At 72.2% G+C, this 18,747-nt stretch carries 13 protein-coding genes and 1 pseudogene; 8 read left to right on the top strand and 6 right to left on the bottom strand.

Annotated elements, in window-relative coordinates; genetic code table 11:
• Position 1: 1 nt before the first annotated feature.
• Both ACZ4N4_RS11845 and ACZ4N4_RS11840 read left to right on the top strand, forming a co-directional pair.
• Positions 2-4,165, top strand: coding sequence for a TIGR02680 family protein (locus tag ACZ4N4_RS11845; protein ID WP_467587156.1), 4,164 nt, complete (start codon positions 2-4; stop codon positions 4,163-4,165).
• The gene (locus ACZ4N4_RS11840) at positions 4,156-5,457 is read left to right on the top strand and encodes a TIGR02679 family protein (protein WP_467587153.1); all 1,302 of its coding nucleotides are present in this window, start codon (positions 4,156-4,158) and stop codon (positions 5,455-5,457) included. Before ACZ4N4_RS11845 ends, ACZ4N4_RS11840 begins: the two co-directional genes overlap by 10 nt.
• Positions 5,458-5,555: 98 nt before the next feature.
• Here ACZ4N4_RS11840 and ACZ4N4_RS11835 read toward each other — a convergent pair.
• A pseudogene (locus ACZ4N4_RS11835) lies at positions 5,556-5,898 on the bottom strand (hypothetical protein).
• A 584-nt stretch (positions 5,899-6,482) separates the two neighbouring features.
• Positions 6,483-6,845 (bottom strand): hypothetical protein, encoded by a 363-nt coding sequence (locus ACZ4N4_RS11830; protein ID WP_467587151.1) that lies wholly within the window; start codon positions 6,843-6,845, stop codon positions 6,483-6,485.
• A 646-nt stretch (positions 6,846-7,491) separates the two neighbouring features.
• Here ACZ4N4_RS11830 and ACZ4N4_RS11825 point away from each other — a divergent pair.
• Positions 7,492-8,952 (top strand): FAD-dependent monooxygenase, encoded by a 1,461-nt coding sequence (locus ACZ4N4_RS11825; RefSeq protein ID WP_467587148.1) that lies wholly within the window; start codon positions 7,492-7,494, stop codon positions 8,950-8,952.
• Positions 8,953-9,030: 78 nt separating this feature from the next.
• On the opposite strand, the gene ACZ4N4_RS11820 is transcribed toward ACZ4N4_RS11825, so the two are convergent.
• Both ACZ4N4_RS11820 and ACZ4N4_RS11815 read right to left on the bottom strand, forming a co-directional pair.
• Positions 9,031-9,963, bottom strand: coding sequence for a zinc-binding dehydrogenase (locus tag ACZ4N4_RS11820; RefSeq protein WP_467587145.1), 933 nt, complete (start codon positions 9,961-9,963; stop codon positions 9,031-9,033).
• A gap of 2 nt (positions 9,964-9,965) precedes the next feature.
• Positions 9,966-11,486: an MFS transporter gene (locus ACZ4N4_RS11815; protein WP_453565950.1), complete on the bottom strand. Its 1,521-nt coding sequence runs from the start codon at positions 11,484-11,486 to the stop codon at positions 9,966-9,968.
• 298 nt (positions 11,487-11,784) lie between these two features.
• Between ACZ4N4_RS11815 and ACZ4N4_RS11810 the strand changes: the two genes are divergently transcribed.
• From ACZ4N4_RS11810 to ACZ4N4_RS11795, 4 genes are all read left to right on the top strand, one after another.
• Positions 11,785-11,961 carry a hypothetical protein gene (locus tag ACZ4N4_RS11810; RefSeq protein ID WP_453565953.1) on the top strand — a complete coding sequence of 59 codons (177 nt, stop codon included), beginning with the start codon at positions 11,785-11,787 and terminating at the stop codon, positions 11,959-11,961.
• Positions 11,962-11,968: 7 nt separating this feature from the next.
• Positions 11,969-14,281: a TOMM precursor leader peptide-binding protein gene (locus ACZ4N4_RS11805; protein WP_467587141.1), complete on the top strand. Its 2,313-nt coding sequence runs from the start codon at positions 11,969-11,971 to the stop codon at positions 14,279-14,281.
• A 187-nt stretch (positions 14,282-14,468) separates the two neighbouring features.
• A complete protein-coding gene (locus ACZ4N4_RS11800) occupies positions 14,469-15,620 on the top strand; it encodes a sensor histidine kinase (RefSeq protein WP_467587139.1) in 1,152 nt (383 codons plus the stop codon).
• Positions 15,621-15,739: 119 nt separating this feature from the next.
• A complete protein-coding gene (locus tag ACZ4N4_RS11795) occupies positions 15,740-16,252 on the top strand; it encodes a flavin reductase family protein (RefSeq protein WP_467587138.1) in 513 nt (170 codons plus the stop codon).
• A 73-nt stretch (positions 16,253-16,325) separates the two neighbouring features.
• Here the strand turns inward: ACZ4N4_RS11795 and ACZ4N4_RS11790 are convergent, their stop codons facing one another.
• Entirely contained in the window at positions 16,326-17,249 is a 924-nt protein-coding gene (locus tag ACZ4N4_RS11790; RefSeq protein WP_467587136.1) for an MBL fold metallo-hydrolase, read from the bottom strand.
• A 106-nt stretch (positions 17,250-17,355) separates the two neighbouring features.
• On the opposite strand from ACZ4N4_RS11790, the gene ACZ4N4_RS11785 reads away from it, so the two are divergent.
• Entirely contained in the window at positions 17,356-17,991 is a 636-nt protein-coding gene (locus tag ACZ4N4_RS11785) for a response regulator transcription factor (protein ID WP_467587133.1), read from the top strand.
• A gap of 25 nt (positions 17,992-18,016) precedes the next feature.
• Here ACZ4N4_RS11785 and ACZ4N4_RS11780 read toward each other — a convergent pair whose 3' ends face one another.
• Complete coding sequence (locus tag ACZ4N4_RS11780) at positions 18,017-18,646, bottom strand: hypothetical protein (RefSeq protein ID WP_467587131.1); 630 nt, start codon at positions 18,644-18,646, stop codon at positions 18,017-18,019.
• Positions 18,647-18,747 lie beyond the last annotated feature (101 nt).

Here is an 18,747-nt window from a genome sequence, read left to right as displayed (position 1 = left end):
CGTGACCGCCCCACCCGCGCAGACAGTACGGACCGAGCCCCCGGCGTTCGTTCTGCCCGCCGCCGCTCCCGGCCGGTGGCGGCCCCTGCGGATCGGGCTCGTCGACCTGTTCCACTACGACGTCGAGGAGTTCTGGTTCCGCGACGGCCGGCTGCTGCTGCGCGGCAACAACGGCACCGGCAAGTCGAAGGTGCTCGCTCTCACGCTGCCGTTCCTGCTCGACGGCGACCTCTCCGCGCGCCGTGTCGAGCCGGACGGCGACCCCGGCAAGCGCATGGAGTGGAACCTGCTCCTGGGCGGCGAACACCCCCACCCGGAACGTCTCGGCTACACCTGGATCGAGTTCGGCCGGCTCGACGACACCACCGGCGAGGCCCACTTCCGCACCCTGCTGTGCGGCCTGAAGGCCGTCGCCGGACGCGGCATCGCCCGCCACTGGTTCGCCGTCACCACCCAGCGCATCGCCGCCGGACTCGACCTGCTCGACGCCACCGGCACCGCCCTGTCCCGGGACCGGCTCGCCGAAGCCATCGGCGGCCACGGCATGGTCTACGACACCGCCAAGGCGTACCGCCGCGCGGTCGACGAGGCCCTGTTCGGGCTGGGGGAGCGGCGCTACGGCGCACTCGTCGACCTGCTCATCCAGCTGCGCCAGCCCCAGCTGTCCAAGCGGCCCAATGAGGCAGCGCTGTCACGGGCGTTGACGGAGGCGCTGCCGCCGATGGACCAGGCGGTCGTCGCCGACGCGGCGGAGGCGTTCCGGTCACTGGACGAGGAGAAGGAGGAACTGCTGGCGGCCCGTGAGGCCCAGCAGGCGTCGTCGGCGTTCCTCGACCACTACCGGCGCTACGCCCGCATCGCCGCCCGGCGCAGGGCCCGCCTGCCCCGCGCCGAACACGCCCGCTACGAACACCTCCAGCGGGAACTCGTCAGGGCACAGGCCGACCACGACCAGGCCGTCACCGACCGGACCGAGGCGCAGGAGCGCGCGGCGGCGCTCGCCGAGCGGGCGGCCCGGCTCAGTGCACAGGACGCGGCACTGCGGTCCGGGCCCGAGATGCGTGACGCCCGCGCCCTCGACCAGGCGGCGGCCGACGCCTCCCGCACGGCCGGCGACGCCGTCCGCTTCGAGGCGGACCGGCTGAAAGCCGCCGAAGCACACACCCGGGCCCGCGGTCGGCTCGCCACCGCCACGAACCGGCTGACCGCAGCCCAGGAAGCCCTGGACGACATCGAAGGCAGGGTCGCCGACAGCGCGGCGGCGGCCCGCATCGACGTACCCCGGACCTCCGGAGCCCCCGTCCCGGCCCTGCGCCGGGCCGCCGACGAGGCCATGGCGAGCAGACGGCGGGCCGTGGACCATGTGGAGACCCTGGTGACGGCGGCCGAACGCGCGGAGGAGGCCCGCAGGGCCGCCCGGCTGCGCGCCGACGAGGCTGACGAGGAGGCGGGGCGCGGCGCGGTACAGCTGGCCGAGGCGGAGGAGGCGGTTGCAGAGGCCGGACACGCCCTGGTCGCGGCCGTCCGGGAGAAGCTGTCGGGGTTCGTGGAACTGCGCGTCGACGGGCTGCCGGGGGTGCTCGACGCCGTGCAGAGCTGGACGGGCAGCCTCGACGGGCCTCATCCGGCCCGACTCGCCGCCACCGCCGCCCACCGCGTAATCGGCGCCCGACTGGCCGACAGGGCCGCAGCGTTGGCCCAGTCGGAGGCGGCGACGGCCGAACGCCTGCGTCTCGGGGCCGAGGAACTGGCCGCCCTGGAAACCGGCGGGCAACGCGGCCCCACCGCCCCTCACACCCGCACCGCCGATCTCCGCAGCCGCGCCCTCGGCGCCCCGCTGTGGCGTCTCGTCGACTTCCGCCCGCACGTGACGGAGGCGCAACGAGCAGGCCTGGAAGCCGCGTTGGAGGCCTCCGGGCTCCTCGACGCCTGGGTGCGGCCGGACGGCACCGCGGTGCGGGCGGACGACCACGACGTACTCCTCGACCCGCTCGACCTGCCCACCGGAAGCGGGCTCGACCGTGCCTTGTGCCCGGCCGTCGACCACGCCGACGCCGGGGCGGCGGCCGTCGGCGAGCACACCGTCCAGCGCCTGCTGGCCGCCATCGCGCTGGTGGACGTCGACAAGGACGGTGACAGCCGCACCTGGGTCTCCACCGACGGCCGCTTCCGGGTCGGCGCGCTCACCGGCGGCTGGGCCAAGGACAGCGCCCAGTACGTGGGAGAGGGGGCCCGGGAGCGGGACCGCCGCAACCGCATCGGCGAACTGCGCCTTGAACAGAAGGCCTTGGCGGCCGAACGGGAGCAATTCGCCGGGGAGCGCAGAACGGTGTCCGAGCGGCGCACTGTACTCGACGCCGAACTCGCCGCCGTACCCGGCGAGGACGATCTGCGCCGCGCCCACGCCCGGCTCGGCGCGACGGCCGAAGCCGTCCACCGGGCCCGTACCCGGCAGCGGGAGCGGGCCGCCGAACTGGCCCGCGCGGCTGCCGACGCTGACCGTACGGCGAAGGAACTCGGCGACACGGCGGCCGACCTGAACCTCCCCGTCGGCCGGGACGGCCTGGCCGCCGTACGGCAGGCGCTCGCCGACCACGCCGTCCACCTCGCCGTACTCTGGTCCGCGGCGCGCGAGCGCGCGGACGCCGAGCAGGCGGTCGACGGGGAACGTACCGAGACCGGCCGCGCGGAGCAGCTCGCCGCCGAGCTCGCCGACCGTGCCACGGAGGCGGCCCGCCTCGCCGCGGCCGCCGACGAACATCTGCATGCCCTCCGCTCCACCGTCGGAGCGGCTGTCGCCGAACTTCAGCGGCAGCTGGAGGAGACGGGGGAAGCCGCACGCGCCTGCGAGCGCGATCAACAGCGAGCCCAGGAGGACATCCAGGCCGCCGACCGGCGGGCCGGCCACGCCGAGGGGCGCATCGAGCGGCTCACCGAGGACGTCACCGACGCCACCGCCGCACGCGAACGGGCCATCGCCGCGTTCCAGCGGTTCACGGCGACCGGACTGCTCGCCGTAGCCCTCCCCGACCTGCCCGTACCGGGCGAGGACGGCGGACTGTGGGCGGCCACCCCCGCCGTGACCCTCGCCCGCGCCGTCGAGTCCCGCCTGGCCACGACCGACGACTCCGACGCGGCCTGGGAACGCATCCAGAAACATCTCAGCGAGGAACTCGGCCGGCTCCAGGACGCGTTGTCCCGGCACGGCCACACCGCCACGGCCCGTCCCGGCGAGGACGGCATGCGCGTCGACATCGTCTACCAGGGCCGCGAACGCGCGGTACCCGAACTCGCCGAAGCCCTCGCCACGGAAGTCGCCGAACTGACCCGCATCCTCTCCGCGCACGAACGAGAGATCCTTCAGACCCATCTGATCACCGAGGTCGCCGGCACCCTCCAGGAACTGATCGGCGCGGCCGAACGCCACGTGCGCGTCATGAACAGGGAGTTGGAGGAGCGTCCGACGTCCACGGGTATGAAGCTGCGCCTGGTCTGGCGCGCCTCTCGCCGGGCGCCGCAGGGGCTGGCCCAGGCCCGGGACCGGCTGCGCCAGTCCGCCGACGCGTGGTCACCCGAGGACCGGGCTGCCGTCGGCACCTTCCTCCAGGAGCAGATCGCACGCCAGCAGGCCGACGACCGTACCGGCAGCTGGCAGGAGGACCTCACCGCCGCCCTCGACTACCGCGCCTGGCACGAGTTCGGTGTCGAACGCCACCAGCACGGCAAGTGGGTACCAGCCACCGGCCCGGCCTCCGGCGGCGAACGCGTCCTCGCCGCCTCCGTCCCTCTCTTCGCCGCCGCCTCCTCCCACTACGCGAGCGCGGGCGGCGCCCACGCCCCGCGCCTCGTCACCCTCGACGAGGCGTTCGCGGGAGTCGACGACGACTCCCGCGCCAAGTGTCTGGGCCTGCTCCGTGCCTTCGACCTCGACGTCGTCATGACCAGCGAACGCGAGTGGGCCTGCTACCCGCAGGTGCCCGGCATCGCCATCGCCCAGCTGTCCCGGGTCGACGACATCGACGCCGTCCTGGTGACCAGATGGGAGTGGGACGGCGGTGAACGGCGACGCGGTCCCGAGCCCGGCTCCACCGCAGGTCCGGCATCGGTTCCTGCCCAGGCCCACGCCCCCGTCACCTCGGTGGAACCGGGGGCCCCATGGACGTGAACCACCCGGTGGCCGAGGCGAAGGTCGACGGCGAACGACTCGCGCGACTGCTCGGGGACCCGGAACTCGCCTGGCTTCTGGAACGCGTCCGGCAGCGGATTGCGGCGGGGCGGCCGCTCACCGGGACGGTCACCCTGGCGCGCCCGGACGACCTCCAACGCCGGGCCGCCGAAAGGCTGCTGGGGCGTCCTCCGAGTATCGGCCGGTCCCTGACCCTGCGCCTCGACACGGTGGACGAGATCCTGCGTCGCTCCGGCGTCAGCCCGGACGGCCTGGAGACCGCCGTGGTCGCCCTCACCGGGCCCGTCACACTGCGTGCGGAGACGAGGGACAGGCAGGTCGAGGCGTGGCAGGAGGCACTGGCCCCGCTCACCACCGTGCGCGCCGAACTGGCCGCCTGGTCCGGCCAAATCCGCGAAAACGGTCTCGTACGGCGACTCGCCCGCACCCCCGACACCGCCCGCCCACTCGTCGCCGCCGCTGTGCGGGCACTGCACGCCCTGCCCGCCGACCCCCCGATGTCACGGGCGGCGTTCGCGGCACTCCATCTGACCGGCGCCCACGCCCTGGACGAGGGGACCCCGCTCGCCACGCTCGTGCTGTCGGGGATCCGGGCGCTCACCGGCTTCCCCGACGGCGCCGGCGCCGAGTGGCGACGCGAGGCCTGGGCTTCGGCCGGACTGCTCAAGGACGACGTGTCGTCCACCGTCCTCACCCTCAACCTGCGCGGTACACCCGCCCTCGACTGGATGGCCGACGAGGGCGAGCCTGCCGTCCTGACGCTGCGTTCTCTCACCCGCCCGACCGCGAACCGGATCACGACGGCGACGGGAGGCGTCCACGTGTGCGAGAACCCGGCCGTCCTGTCCGCCGCCGCCGACGCCCTGGGCCCAGCATGCCCGCCCATGGTGTGCCTCCAGGGGCAGCCCTCGGCGGCCGCACTCACCCTGCTGCGGAGCCTGTCCGCGTCCGGAGCGGTACTCCTCCACCACGCGGACTTCGACTGGGGTGGGGTACGCATCGCCACAGCGCTCGGGCGAGTGGCCCCGTGGCGCCCCTGGCGGTACGAGGTCGCCGACTACCTGTCGGCCGTGACCAGGGTGAACGAGCCGCAGGACCTGACGGGCACGCCTGCCGCGACACCATGGGATCCGCGCCTGGCCGCCGCGATGAACGAGCTCCGAGTGCGTGTCGAAGAGGAGTCGCTCCTCGATGTCCTGCTCTGGGATCTGCAGACGGCGGCGCACTCAGCCACGCTCGACGGTGCTGGAGGCTTCTCGACAGGCGGTTGAAGGGGCCCGCATGGCCTACCCGCCGAGGAGCAGCGGACGTGTGGGGCTGAGAGCGATGACATCTGCCAGGAACGGCGTGTGCAGCTCCGGCATGTCCGTCACGCGGCTGCCCGGGTGCGGGAGGTGAGCTGGGGGAAGGCGTCCTCCCATACGGCGCGAACGTGCGGCCGACGAGTGTGCGTAGCACCGGCCACAGCTGAGAAGGAAGTCCTGGTTGAGGTATCGGGGCAGGTCCTCGCGCAGGGCGGTGCGCTACAGGCCCATGCACTGGCGAGGCCTGCTCATGTCAGACGAGGTCATCCCCGACCAGGCCATGTGCAGCGGCAGCTCCACGATCCCCTGGGTCGGGCCCTGCAACTCGTCCAGCGACTCCGGCAGACGCCGCCGGAACCTCTCCCGATATTGCGCGAGGCCCTCGGTACCTGCGCCAGAGAGGTCCATCGGCGCGGGTGCGGCGCACGGGTCGTGATGTGCGACCCCGCGCCCTGAGGGAGAAGGGTGGCTCGCCAATGAGCCGGCTGCCGTGGCCGTTCTGCTCTGTACCAAAGGCGCAGGTAGTAGGCCGTGACGCTCGTTTGACGTTCTGGGCGTCCGCTGACGCATCATGTGGAGTGCGTTGCGATCCTGGAGCCGGTGGCGAAGGGCTCTTGAACTGCGGTTTCGTGCGTGCACATTATGCGCGGTATGGGCGTTGCGGGCGGTATCTCAAGCTGAAATGACGCTCGTGAGGCTCATTCGGCACTCGCCCTGATGGCGTGTCAGTTGCGCTGGCGAGTCGGTCAGCTCATCCTGATGCGAAGGTGGGCCGAGCTGGTGCCTCTGGAGAAGTAAGGCGTCAGCCGCCCAGGAGATCTTCTCCGTGCGGCGTGGGGAGACCTCTTCACAGCCCGTCAGCTGTGGCCGACGAGGGGCAAGTCATCGCTTCCGTCCAAGTCGTTTCGCAGAGCTTCGGATCCGTCGGCACTCACGGCATGGGTATCACGGCGGATACGGAAGGCTGGACTGGATCACAGTGTGGTTTGCCGTCATTGTCCGCGGGGGCGCCGGGTGATCACCTGGGGGAGATTGCCGTTCCTCCAGTAGCCGTCGAGGATCGTGAGGAGTCGTTCGGGGTCGCGGAAGACCTCGGCGATCCGGGCTCCGTATTCGTCGAGCAGCGGGTCGCTTTCGACCCTCTTGCGGCCGGCGCCTGTGAAGGACGACGAGTAGGCGTGGCAGTTGCCGCGCCACAGGTAGTTGATCCTTGACGGCTCGGTCCGTCTGTACTGCTCGTGGTGGTAGTTGCGCAGGCCGACATGCCCGCAGATCGGGCAGATCCGCTTGGTCACCGGAAGCTGGAGTTGCGCGAAGAGCGCCTCACGATGGTGTTCGTCGTAGGGGCGGACCATGGATGGGACCTTTCTGGGGTGTGCGGGATCATGCGCCACATCATCGTTCGTACTCGTCCCACTCGGAGCGGTAACCCGCCCTGGCCGGCGTTTCCTTGAGCCTGTCGAGGCTCACCACGGGCCCCCTGTGGATACTCGTTGGGTTTCTTGCTGAGCCCGCTGTGGTAGGTTTTGCCCTCTTTCGTCCCCGTCGCCGGACCCGACTCGTCCCCGCTTCGGGCGGCGGACTTGCCGCTGCCGCGCGGTTCCTTGCCGCCCTTACCCGTATCCGATCGCGGTGCCGAGGGGGCATCGCCGGACTTGGGTGTGGCGGTCGGCAGGTCGCCGGAGAGGGGTCTCTTGACCGCCCTGGCGAGGTCATCGAGGTTGTAGTCGTAACCGACGGTCTCGGTTGGCAGACCACCGTCCGCACCGTACGTGGTCGCCGCCAGCAGACCGGCGTTCTCGGTGTAGGAGGCCTTTGCGGTGTAGGTGCCCGCCAGGGGTGCGTTCTTCGCCCCCCGGGTGTCCGCTCGGCTTCCGTTCCTCTCGACTCGCCTCGAGTCAGTCTCCAGTGCGCCCCGGGACGCTGGGGCGGCAAATGTAATGGGAGGTTCCGAACCAGGGGCCGGCGTCGGTGGGCGGGCGGTCTTCGGGAGGGTGACGGATGACGGACGTGGCGATCGTGGGTGCTGGGCCGACCGGGCTGATGCTGGCGTGCGAACTGCGGCTGGCCGGTGCCGAGGTGGTCGTGCTCGAAGTACTGCCGGAACGCACCGGGCACTCCAAGGCGCTCGGGCTGCACGCCCGTTCGCTGGAGGTCCTGGCCCAGCGGGGGATCGTGGAGCGGTTCCTGGCCGAGGGGCATCCCAAGGTGCCGGTCGGGCACTTCGCGGGTATCCGCAAGCTCGACTTCGAACGTTTCACCGGCGACCACCCGTACATGCTACGGATCCCGCAGGCGGACACGGAGCGCCTGCTGGAGCAGTGGGCGCTGGAACTCGGTGTCGAACTCCGCTTCGGCGCCCGGGTGACGGGCCTCGCGCAGGATCCGGAAGGGGTCGCGCTGACGGTCGAGGGGCCCGAGGGGGCGTACGTCCTGCGGGCGGCCTACGCGGCAGGCTGCGACGGCGGGCACAGCACCGTGCGCGAGTTGCTCGGCGTCGGCTTCCCCGGCACGCCCACCACGCTCACCGCGATGGTCGGCGACGTCGAACTGCCCGGCCTGGACCAGCCGGTGACCGGATCCATGCCCCGGCACACGAACGGCGTGGCCATGCAGTTCCCGCTCGGAGCGGGGCTGTACCGGGTGGTCACCGTCGAGTTCGACAAGGTCACGGACCGGGACGCACCCCTCGACATCGATGTCCTGCGCACCGCCTACCGGTCGATCGCCGGCACGGACTACGGTATGCGCGGCGCCCGTTGGCTGTCCCGGTTCGGGGACGCGACCCGCGAGGCGGAGCAGTACCGGGTGGGCCGGGTGTTTCTGGCCGGGGACGCCGCGCACATCCACTTCCCGGCCAGCGGTCAGGGGCTCAACCTCGGCATCCAGGACGCGGCGAACCTCGGCTGGAAGCTCGCGGCCGTCCTCGCGGGGCGCGCGGGAGGGGAACTCCTGGACACCTACCACGAGGAGCGGCACCCGGTCGCCGCCGCCGTGCTGCACAACACCCGGGCCCAGGTCGCCCTCATGGAGCCGGGCGACAAGGTGGGCGCGCTGCGCGAACTCTTCGACCTGCTGCTGGACTTCGACGACGTGCGCGACTTCCTCACCGGCATGGTCAACGGCCTCGACGTGGTCTACCCGGCGTCCGGCGACCACCCGCTGGCGGGCCGCAGGGTTCCCAACGCGGTGCTGAAGACCGAGGACGGCGAACGCCGCGTCCATGAACTGCTGTACGGCGGGCACGGCGTCCTGCTCGACCTCTCCGACGGTGCGCCGGCCCTCGCGGCCGGGTCGCGTCGGGCCGTGGTGGACACCGTGCGCGCCCGGGCCGACGAGCTCGGCGCGGGCGCCCTGCTGATCCGCCCCGACGGCTATGTCGCCTGGGCGGCCCCGGCCGGCGAGGTGACCGGCGAGGGCCTGGAGCCGGCGCTGACGAAGTGGTTCGGGGCGACCGCCTGAGCGGTCGCGGGACAGCGGTACGGGCGGGGCGCCCCGGGGGATTCGGGCGCCCCGCCCGCGTCGGGGAGGGCCGGGCGGTCACGGCAGGACCAGTACCGCCTTGCCCCGGAAGGAGCGTGCCGCCAGGGCCGCGAACGCCTCCGCGGTCCGCTCCCACGTGTCGCGCAGACCGATGTTCGGTACCAGACGCCCGTCGGCGATCAGACCCACGAGGATCGCCAGGTCCTCGCCCTTGGCCTGGTCGGGGATCGGACTGACCAGACCCATCACCTTGCTGTTGGGCGCGTATCCGGCGAAGTCGAGGATGCGCACCTGGGACGGGCCGCCGATGTTGCCGTACAGCACTGTCGTCGCGCCCGGCGCCATCCGGTGCATCACCTGCGGCAGGAGCGGGCCGCCGATGCCGTCGAGGGCGAGGTGGAAGGGGCCCAGAACCCCTTCGGCGTGCTCGGCGAGCGAGGTCACCGCGCGGTGCGCGCCGAGTGCGCGCACCTCCTCGGCCCGCTCGGGGCGGGTCACGTGCGCGGTCACCCGCGCGCCCGACGCGACCGCGAGCTGCACCGCGAACTGTCCCACGCCGCCGCTCGCCCCGGTGACCAGCACGTCCCGGCCGAGGAGCGCACCGCCCACCCGCAGCGCCCGCAGCGCGGTCAGGCCCGCCACCGGAAGAGTCGCCGCCTGCTCGAAGGAGACCTCGTCGGGCAGTACGGCGGTCCGGTGGCCGGCGATCGGGATGCGCTCGCACCAGCCCTCCCAGTCCATGTAGGCGACGACCCGCTCGCCCTCGCGCGGACCGGTGCCGTCGGCGGCGGCCCGCACCACGACCCCGGCGGTGTCCTGGCCGGGCCGCCAGCCGTCCGGCCTGCGCCGGACGAGGTTGGCCTCGTCGTGGTTGAGGGAGAACGCGCGTACCTCCACCACGGCCTCGTGAGGGGCTGGGTCGGGCTCCGGCAGACCGTCGGTCAGCCGGAGCCCGCCGGGGGCCGTGGGTTCGGTGACGAAACCGCGCACGGTCAGGCCTTCGCGGGGGCGACGTCCCCGGGGGACGCGTCGCTCGCCGCCCGGGCCTCGGCCGCCGACGCCGCCGCGGCCCGCACCAGCACGGTGACCAGGGCCGTCATCACCAGGATCAGGGCGAGCGCGATCCAGGCGGCGAGCTCGGTGGCGCCGGCGTACGCGTCGGCGCCCGCGTGGTCGCCCAGCTTGGCGAAGAAGATCGCGCCCAGCACGGCGACGCCGGTCACGCTGGCGAACTGCTGGGTGGTGGAGAGCATGCCGGAGGCGATGCCGGCCTGGGCGGGCTTGACGCCGGCCATCGGGGCGCCGATCAGCGACGGCAGGATGAGGCCGTTGCCGATGCCCATCAGGGCCGTGGAGGCCAGCAGCACCGGCTGGGTGATGTCACCGCCCTGGACCTGCAGGCCGACGGCGGTGATCAGGACGCTCACGGCGGTGATCAGCGAACCGATGGTGAGCACCCGCAGTCCGTACTTGGCGACCAGGCCCTTGCCCTTGAGCGAGGCGACCATGGCGAGTACGGCGGTCGGGGCGAAGACCAGGCCCGCGTGCAGCGCGCTGAAGCCGAGGCCGGTCTGGAGCATCAGGCTCAGCACGAAGATGTAGCTGGTGAAGAAGGCCATGAAGGCCGCGTTGATGGCGAGCCCGGCGTTGAACACCTTGCTGCGGAACAGCGTCAGGTCGAGCAGCGGCTGTCCGCCGGTACGGGCGAGCCTGCGCTCCCACAGCAGCGCGGCCGCCATCGCCGGCACCGAGGCCACCAGCAGGATCCAGGCCCACAGCGGCCAGTCGTACTCGCGGCCGAGGACCAGCGGGACCAGCGCCAGGGCGAGCGATCCGGAGATGCCGAGGATGCCCAGGGCGTCGAGCCCGGGGCGGCGGCCCGAGGTGGCGGTGGGGAGCAGCCGCAGGGCGAGCGTGATGACGATGATGCCGATCGGGACGTTCACGAAGAAGATCACGCGCCAGCCGAGGCCGAACAGGTCGGACACCAGCAGCAGACCGCCCAGTACCTGTCCGCAGATGCCGCTGAGGCCGCCGGTCACACCGAACCAGGCCAGCGCGCGCGGGCGCTGCTCGGCCGGGAACGTGGAGGTGATCAGGGCGAGCACCTGCGGCACCATGGCGGCCGCCGTCAGCCCCTGCAGCATCCGGAAGATCACGAGCTGGGTGGGGTTCTGTGCCAGGCCGCAGAGCACGGAGGCGACGGTGAAGCTCGCCATGCCGAGCAGGAACATGCGCCGGTAGCCGAAGAGGTCGCCCATGCGGCCACCGAGCACCAGGCCGGCCGCGTAGGTGAAGACGTAACCGCCGACGACCAGTTCCAGGGCCGCCTCGCCGGCGTGGAGGTCCGCCTGGAGCGAGGGGATGGTCACGTTCACGACGTTGCCGTCGAAGCCGTACATGAAGAAGGCGGCCAGGATCACCGGCAGCATGCGCCAGTTGCGCCGGTCCGTGGCACTCGGTGTGTCCCGCGTCTCCGTGGCGGACATCGTGCTCACCTCGTCCGTTCTCATCAGTTCGATGTTCATCGATCAGGTTGTTGGTCATCGAACAGTACGATCGTCGTCGATGTCCTCGCAAGTGCAACGGACGGATGTCGCCATGCGGGCGAACGGCCAAGGCCTGTACGGAGGATGGCCCCACGGGGCGGCCGGGACTCCGGCGTCGCGCGAAGACGTGAGAAGTTCATGGTCCAAGACATGACGGCGCCACTGCCTTCCTTCGCCGTGGCTCCGCAGAATCCCTGTCAAAGGCGTCGACGACCGGGATCGGGTCGGCGAGGCCGTCATCCAGTCGGAAAGGAAAGCAACCATGCAGCACTCTCCGCGCACTCCCCACGGCGCTGGCTACCAACTCCCCGCAACGGACGGGGTGCTGACGATCGAGAACCTCGACCGGCCCGACCCCGCGGGCGTCGCCCTGTTCGGCGTGTGCGTCCGCGCCCTGCCCGCGGCCGACGGCGCCACGGTGGCGGGGCACACGGAGTGATCCGGCCATGAGCGAGGTACGGGGGGCGGAGCGGGCGCACCTGGCCGACGAGGAGGCGCCCGTCGGGTTCAAGCGTCATCTGCGCAGCGTGGTCGTACCGGGGGAGGCCGTCTATCTGCTCTCCTCCGAGAGCGTGCTCGCCGTCCGCGGGGCGGCGGCCGAGGTGGTGGCGCCCCTGCTCGACGGCACCCGCACCCTCCCCGACCTCCAACGCGCCGCCGCGCCGCGGCTCGCTCCCGAGCACAGTGCCCGGGCGGTGCGCGCCCTCACCGAGGCGGGACTCGTCCGCGGCCACACCCCGTCGCGCCTCGATTCCGCCGCCCAGGCGTACTGGGACCACGCGGTCCCCGACGCCCGCACCGCGGAAGCCAGGCTGACCACCGAAGCCGTACGCATCGTGGTCCTGGACACGCCGGACGCCGACGGTGACACCGACCGTGCCGCGCTTGCCGCGGCCTGTTCCGGTGCGGGGCTGCGAGTGGCCGCCGGCGCGTCGGATCCCGAAGGCCTCGTGCTCGTGCTGTGCGAGGACCATCTCGATCCGCGGCTGGGCGAACTGGACGTGCGCCGGCGGCGGGACGGAGTGCCGTGGCTCCCGGTGCGGGTGCACGGACCCGAGGTGTGGATCGGCCCCGTCCTCGGGGCGCCGGGCCCGTGCTGGTCCTGTCTGGCACACCGGCTGCGTACGCACCGCCGCTCCGAGGCGCCGCTGAGGCGCGCCCTCGGCACGGACGCGCCGGCGGCGCGACCCGGCGCCTCGCTCCCGGCCACCCGGGCCCTCGGCTTCCAGCTGGCGGCCCTCGAAGCCGCCCAGTGGATCGCCGGTCTGCGCGATCCGGCCCTACCGGACCTTCTCGCCTACGACACGCTCACGCGCCGCACCACCCTGCACCCGGTGCGCAGGCGCCCGCAGTGTCCCGACTGCGGGGACCCCGGCCTGGTGGCCCGACAGGTACGGCGGCCGTACGTACCGCGCCCGCGCCCCAAGGCGGCCGTCGAGGGCAACGGCCACCGAGCTCTGACCGCCGATCAGATGCTGGCGAAATACGGCCACTTGATCGGGCCCGTCACCGGTGTGATCAAGGAGCTGCGGCGCGATCCGCGCTCTCCCGGCTTCGTCGACTGCTATCTGTCCGGCCACAACCTCGCCACCGAGGCGCACACCCTGGCCGGGCTGCGCGCCGGGCTGCGCGCGCTCAGCGGCGGCAAGGGACTCGACCCGGCCGAGGCACAGGTGAGCGCGTTGTGCGAGGCCGTCGAGCGGTACAGCGCCACCCGGCACGGCGACGAGCCCGTCGTCCGCGACACCTACCGGGCGCTCGGTGCCGACGCGATCCACCCCAACGCCTGCCAGCTCTACGACGAACGGCAGTTCCGCGACCGCGACCGCTGGAACGCCCGCGCCGCGCACTTCCAGTACGTGCCCGCGCCCTTCGACGAGAACCGGCCCGTCGAGTGGACCCCGGTCTGGTCGCTCACCGCCGGCCGCCACCGGCTCCTGCCCACCTCCCTGCTCTACTTCGACCCCAGGGACGCCGACGGGGACGGACTGCGCGCCGATTCGAACGGCAACGCCGCGGGTGGCAGTCTCGAGGACGCCGTCCTCCAGGGCTTCATGGAACTCGTCGAACGCGACGCCGTCGCCCTGTGGTGGTACAACCGCACCCGCCAGCCCGCCGTCGACCTCGACGCTTTCGACGCCCCCTGGGTGCGGCGCGTGATCGACGGCTGCCGTGCCCTCGGCCGCGAGACCTGGGTCCTCGACCTCACCACCGACCTCGGCGTGCCCGCCCTCGCGGCCGTCTCCCGGCGCGTCGACAAGCCCGCCGAGGACATCCTGTTCGGATTCGGCGCCCACTTCGACCCGGCCGTCGCCCTGCGACGCGCCCTGACCGAACTCGGCCAGCTGCTGCCCGCGGTGGCCGGGGCGCGCCCCGACGGCACCGGATACGCCGTCGACGACCCCGAGCCGCGCACCTGGTGGCGTACGGCCACGATCGCGGGCCGGCCGTTCCTGCGCCCGGATCCGGCTGCCGCGGCGCGTACGCCCGCCTCCTGGCCGTACCACGCGCGCACCGATCTGCGCGACGACGTCGCGGCAGCGGAGGCGTTGGTGGCCGAGCGGGGCATGGAACTGCTCGTCCTGGACCAGACCCGGCCCGACATCGGCCTGCCGGTCGTCAAGGTTCTCGTGCCCGGACTGCGTCACTTCTGGGCCCGGTTCGGGCCGGGCCGCCTGTACGACGTCCCGGTCGCGCTCGGCCGGCTGGACGCACCGACCGCCTACCAGGACCTCAACCCGGTGCCCCTCTTCGTCTGAACTCCAGCCTCAGCAAAGCGTGTTGCATGCCTGCCACCCAGGCTGCCTATAGTTGCAGGCTGAAATGGTTCGACTACGTGGGGAGGGCGGCGTGCCGCGCAGCGTTGATCCTCGTCGAACCGACACGGACCCGCCGGAAGGGTCGTCGGCATCGACAGGAAATCCGCTCTTACAGCAGGCATCGGATGTGCAACCGGGAATCGGGGACATCCCCGCGCCACGCCTGGCCCGCGGCATCCTGGTCGCGGTACTCCTGTCCTACCTGTTGATCACCCTGCTCAACGTGTTCCGCCAGGACATTCCCGCGACCGACGAGGCGGGCAGCGTCGTCGGCCTGGCGGCGGTCTTCGTGCTCCAGCTCTGGCACTCGGCGCCCTCGGCCCGGCAGCGGTCCGCCCGGCGCAGAGCGCTCACGCTCGCCCTGCAGGGCCTGGTCACCTACCTGCCGCTGCTCGTCTACGCGTCGGAATGGGGTGGCATGGCGGGATTCCTGGCCGGATCGCTGCTGCTCCTGCTGCCCGGACCGTACAACTGGGCGGCCTACGGCCTGGTCGGGCTGAGCATGCTCGTGCAGCCGGCCCTGGTCGGCAGGTCCCTGCTCGACAGTGTCTACCTGTGCGAGTCGACGCTCCTGACCGGGTTGGTCGTCTTCGCCCTGACCAGCCTCGCCGAACTCGTGGTCAGGATGCACACGGCCCGTCAGGAACTCGCGCGGATGGCCGTGATCGAGGAGCGCATGCGATTCTCCCGCGACCTGCACGACCTGCTCGGCTACAGCCTGTCCGCCATCACCCTCAAGGGCGAGCTCATCCACCGCCTGGTACCGGCCCACGCCAAGCGCGCCCAGTCCGAGATCACCGGAATGCTGGAGATCTCCCGCCAGGCCCTGGCCGACGTCCGCACCGTCGCCAGCGGCTATCGCCGGCTCTCCCTGGTCGACGAGGCGGCCTCCGCGCGGTCGGTGCTGGCCGCGGCCGACGTCAGCGTGGACGTCATGGTCACGGTCGCCGACCTCGACGTCCAGGTGGAGACCGTCCTTGCGACCGTCCTGCGGGAGGCCGTCACCAACGTGCTGCGCCACAGCAAGGTGCGCAACTGCGAGATATCGGCGCGCATGGCCGACGGAGCGGTACGGCTGTCGGTGCTCAACGACGGCGCCGACACATACCGCCGGGACTCCTCCCCGGACAGCGGCAGCGGCCTCGACAACCTCGGCACCCGGCTGGGCACGGTGGGCGGCACCCTGGCGGCCGGCCGTCTGGACGACGGGCGGTTCCGGCTGGAGGCCGTCATCCCCGCCCGCCCGGCCGGGGTCGCGGCGGGACACCGGGTCGGCTGAACACCGCGGGCGGCCGGGTCGAGTTCCTGTCCAGCGGGGCTCCACCCGGGACACGGAAGCTGCGAAGGGCTCGAAGCCAGGGCCGCAGACAACCCGATTCCGATTGGCGGTGCAGTGGAATGGCGGTGGACGCCCAGCGCTTCCGCGAGCTCTTCGGTTCCTATCCCACCTCGGTCTCCGTCATCACGACAGTGGACGCGGACGGTACGCCCCGCGGCTTCACCTGCAACGCGATGACGGCGGTCTCAGCCGCACCCCCGATGCTCCTGGTGTGCGTGGACCGGAATTCCCAGTCCCTGCCGGCGCTTAGGCACTCCGGCGCCTTCGTGGTGCACGTCCTCGCGGAGAACGGCCGTACGGCCTCCGAGGTGTTCGCGACCAAGGCCGAGGCCAAGTTCGAGGGACTGCGCTGGCGCCCGGCGGCGCTGGCCGGCGGCGCGCCCGTGCTGGCGGACGTCGCGCTCGCCCACGCCGAGTGCCGCATCGTGCAGCACGTCGAGGCGGGTGACCACTGGATCCTCGTGGCGCGGGTGGAGGCGGCCGAGGTGTACCGGCGCAGGCCCCTGCTCTACCAGCGCGGCACCTACAGCGTGTGGCACCAGGAGACCGAACTGGCCGCGACGCACGGCTAGCCGACGCACGTGCCGAGGGCCCCGCCGACTTTCGGCAGGGCCCGGCCGTGCGTGGCGGGCCGGCGGCCCTGGGTCAGGCGTGACAGGCCGGCAGCCGGCCGTGGTGCTCGATCATCTCCTTGAAAAGCGCGCCGATGTCCATCGGTGCGCCGCGCCGCGCGCCGCGCACCTCGGCGTAGGCGCGGTGCAGGTTCGGTACCAGACGCTCGGAGTCGAGCAGTTCGGCGTACTCGCCCAGATCCGTCTCGCGCGCCACCTCCAGCGGGCTCAGGCCCGCCGCGTCGCCTTCGACGGCCAGCTCGTGCACCCAGCGCAGATACGACTCGGCGACGTCGAACGCCTCCGGACCGCACACCGGGCCGTGCCCGGTGACCAGGGTCTCGGCGCCGAACTCCCGCAGCCGCGCGATCGCCTCGAGCGAACCGGCCACCGATCCCATCGGGCAGAACGGCGTGACCCCGGCCATCACCAGGTCGCCGGTGAACAGCACCCGCTGTGCGGGCAGCCACACCACGGTGTCGTTCGTCGTGTGGGCCGGCCCCACATGCACCAACTCGGCCTCGATGCCGCCCACATGGAGCGTCAACCGGTCCCGGTAGGTCACCGAGGGCGGATCGAGCGCCAGGTCGCCCCACTCGACGTCCGGCCACAGCCCGGTCAGATGCAGCCCCGCCTCCGTCATCTCCGTACGCGTGCGTTCGTGGCCCACGACCACCGCGCCGGGGGTGAACACGTAGTTGCCGAAGGTGTGGTCGCCGTGGAAATGGGTGTTGACCACATAGCGCGGAGCGTGCGGGGTGACGGAGCGTACGGCGTCCCGCAGCGCGAGCGAGCGGCGTTCGGTCGCCGCGGTGTCCACCAGGGCCGTCTCCCCCTCCCCGGCCAGGATTCCGGCGTTGTTCAGGCACCACCCCCCGTCCGGCTGCACATAGGCGAAGACCCGGTCGGCGACCTCCTGCGTACGGGGCGGCGCGAGCCGCTGGACAGGCGCGGTCATCAGAACTCCAGACGTATGTGGACTGTTGGGAACCTCACAGTGCAGACGCACCATCGAGTACGACCGGAAATCTGACTTGAGTAGTATTCGGGGCACGCTTGCGATCATGAAGTGGGGGAGCATGAAGGCGGGCAAGATACGAATACTGTTGGCCGAGGACATGCACATGGTGCGTGGCGCCCTGGCCGCACTGCTCAGTCTGGAAATGGATTTCGAGCTGGTCAGCGAGGTGGAACGAGGGGACGAGATCGTGCCGCAGGCGATGCGGCGGCGGCCCGACGTGGCGATCGTCGACATCGATCTGCCCGGCGTCGACGGTCTGACGGCCGCGCGCGAGCTGCGCTCGGCACTGCCCGAGTGCCGGGTACTGATCCTCACCAGCCTCGGTCGCCCGGGGACCCTGCGGCGGGCCCTGGATGCCCAGGTCTCCGGCTTCCTCCTCAAGGACGCGCCGCCCAGGGACCTCGCCGAGGGAGTGCGCCGGGTGCACGCCGGGCACCGGGTCATCGACCCCAAGCTCGCCCTGGCCGCCTGGGGCGCCTCGGAGGACCCGCTGACGGCACGGGAGTCGGAGGTGCTCAGGCTCGTCGCCGAGGGCGCGGAGGCGGCGGAGATCGCCGACCGGCTCCATCTCTCGGTGGGCACCGTCCGCAACTACATCACCGCCGCGGTGACCAAGCTCAACGCACGCAACCGCCTTGACGCCGTACGGATCGCGCGGGAGGCGGGGTGGCTCATCTGACGAGGCCGCCGGCCGGTGGGCCGGTTCAGCACACCACGTCGGCGCCCACCAGATAGGCCAGGATCTCCTCGGTCACGTCGCGGCGCAGGGAAACGGCCGCGGCTGCCTCCCGGGCGTCCAGCGGTCGGTGCAGGGTGGCCACCAGGGCCGTGGCCTCCGGGCGGTGCAGCCGCACACGGTGCGCGGAGCGGGGGGAGGCGAGGACCGGCTCGCCGTGCTCCCGGCGGCACACGACGCCCGGCGCGAGCCGCACCCGGCCCTCGCCGGGCGGCCGCGCCGGGCGGAACGCGGCCGAGGCCGCCGTGCAGTACACGGACAGCAGCGGGCCGCGCGGGTCGTCGTAGCCCAGTGTGTGCACCACGAGTTCCGCGATGCACCGCAACGACCACATCAGTTCGGCCACTTCGCCGCAGCTGCCGCTGTCGCCCGGTCGCACCGGCACCCCGGTGAGGTTGTCCAGCCGCACCGGCCCCAGCGTCATCCGGTCCAGCGCGTTGCGCACCAGCAGCCCGGGCCGGTACAGGCTCCGGACCTCCGTGCCGCGGCGCAGCACGACGGACCCGTCGGAACGGCCCTCCACGACGACCTCGTCGAGCAGCGACCACAGGTGGAGCGTCAAGGCGCCGGACGTCCGGGTCTCGGTGATGTCGGGCATGTCATCTCCTAGTCGGGCGCCCAAGGTCCGACGAGTGTGGATCAGAGCGTGTCGCGGGGGCAGTTAGCGGTTCAGTCTCCGGACGTGAATTCCTCATATGA

Source organism: Streptomyces sp. NPDC026538 (genome assembly GCF_055567535.1).
This window is presented reverse-complemented; position numbering and strand designations above follow the sequence as displayed.

What these genes read in the sequence shown, in the direction of transcription:
- ACZ4N4_RS11840 (WP_467587153.1), top strand. Translation starts at nt 4,156, where the DNA reads ATGGACGTGAACCACCCGGTGGCCGAGGCGAAGGTCGACGGCGAACGA.
- ACZ4N4_RS11830 (WP_467587151.1), bottom strand. Translation starts at nt 6,845, where the DNA reads ATGGTCCGCCCCTACGACGAACACCATCGTGAGGCGCTCTTCGCGCAA.
- ACZ4N4_RS11825 (WP_467587148.1), top strand. Translation starts at nt 7,492, where the DNA reads ATGACGGACGTGGCGATCGTGGGTGCTGGGCCGACCGGGCTGATGCTG.
- ACZ4N4_RS11815 (WP_453565950.1), bottom strand. Translation starts at nt 11,486, where the DNA reads ATGAGAACGGACGAGGTGAGCACGATGTCCGCCACGGAGACGCGGGAC.
- ACZ4N4_RS11810 (WP_453565953.1), top strand. Translation starts at nt 11,785, where the DNA reads ATGCAGCACTCTCCGCGCACTCCCCACGGCGCTGGCTACCAACTCCCC.
- ACZ4N4_RS11805 (WP_467587141.1), top strand. Translation starts at nt 11,969, where the DNA reads ATGAGCGAGGTACGGGGGGCGGAGCGGGCGCACCTGGCCGACGAGGAG.
- ACZ4N4_RS11795 (WP_467587138.1), top strand. Translation starts at nt 15,740, where the DNA reads ATGGCGGTGGACGCCCAGCGCTTCCGCGAGCTCTTCGGTTCCTATCCC.
- ACZ4N4_RS11790 (WP_467587136.1), bottom strand. Translation starts at nt 17,249, where the DNA reads ATGACCGCGCCTGTCCAGCGGCTCGCGCCGCCCCGTACGCAGGAGGTC.
- ACZ4N4_RS11785 (WP_467587133.1), top strand. Translation starts at nt 17,356, where the DNA reads ATGAAGTGGGGGAGCATGAAGGCGGGCAAGATACGAATACTGTTGGCC.
- ACZ4N4_RS11780 (WP_467587131.1), bottom strand. Translation starts at nt 18,646, where the DNA reads ATGCCCGACATCACCGAGACCCGGACGTCCGGCGCCTTGACGCTCCAC.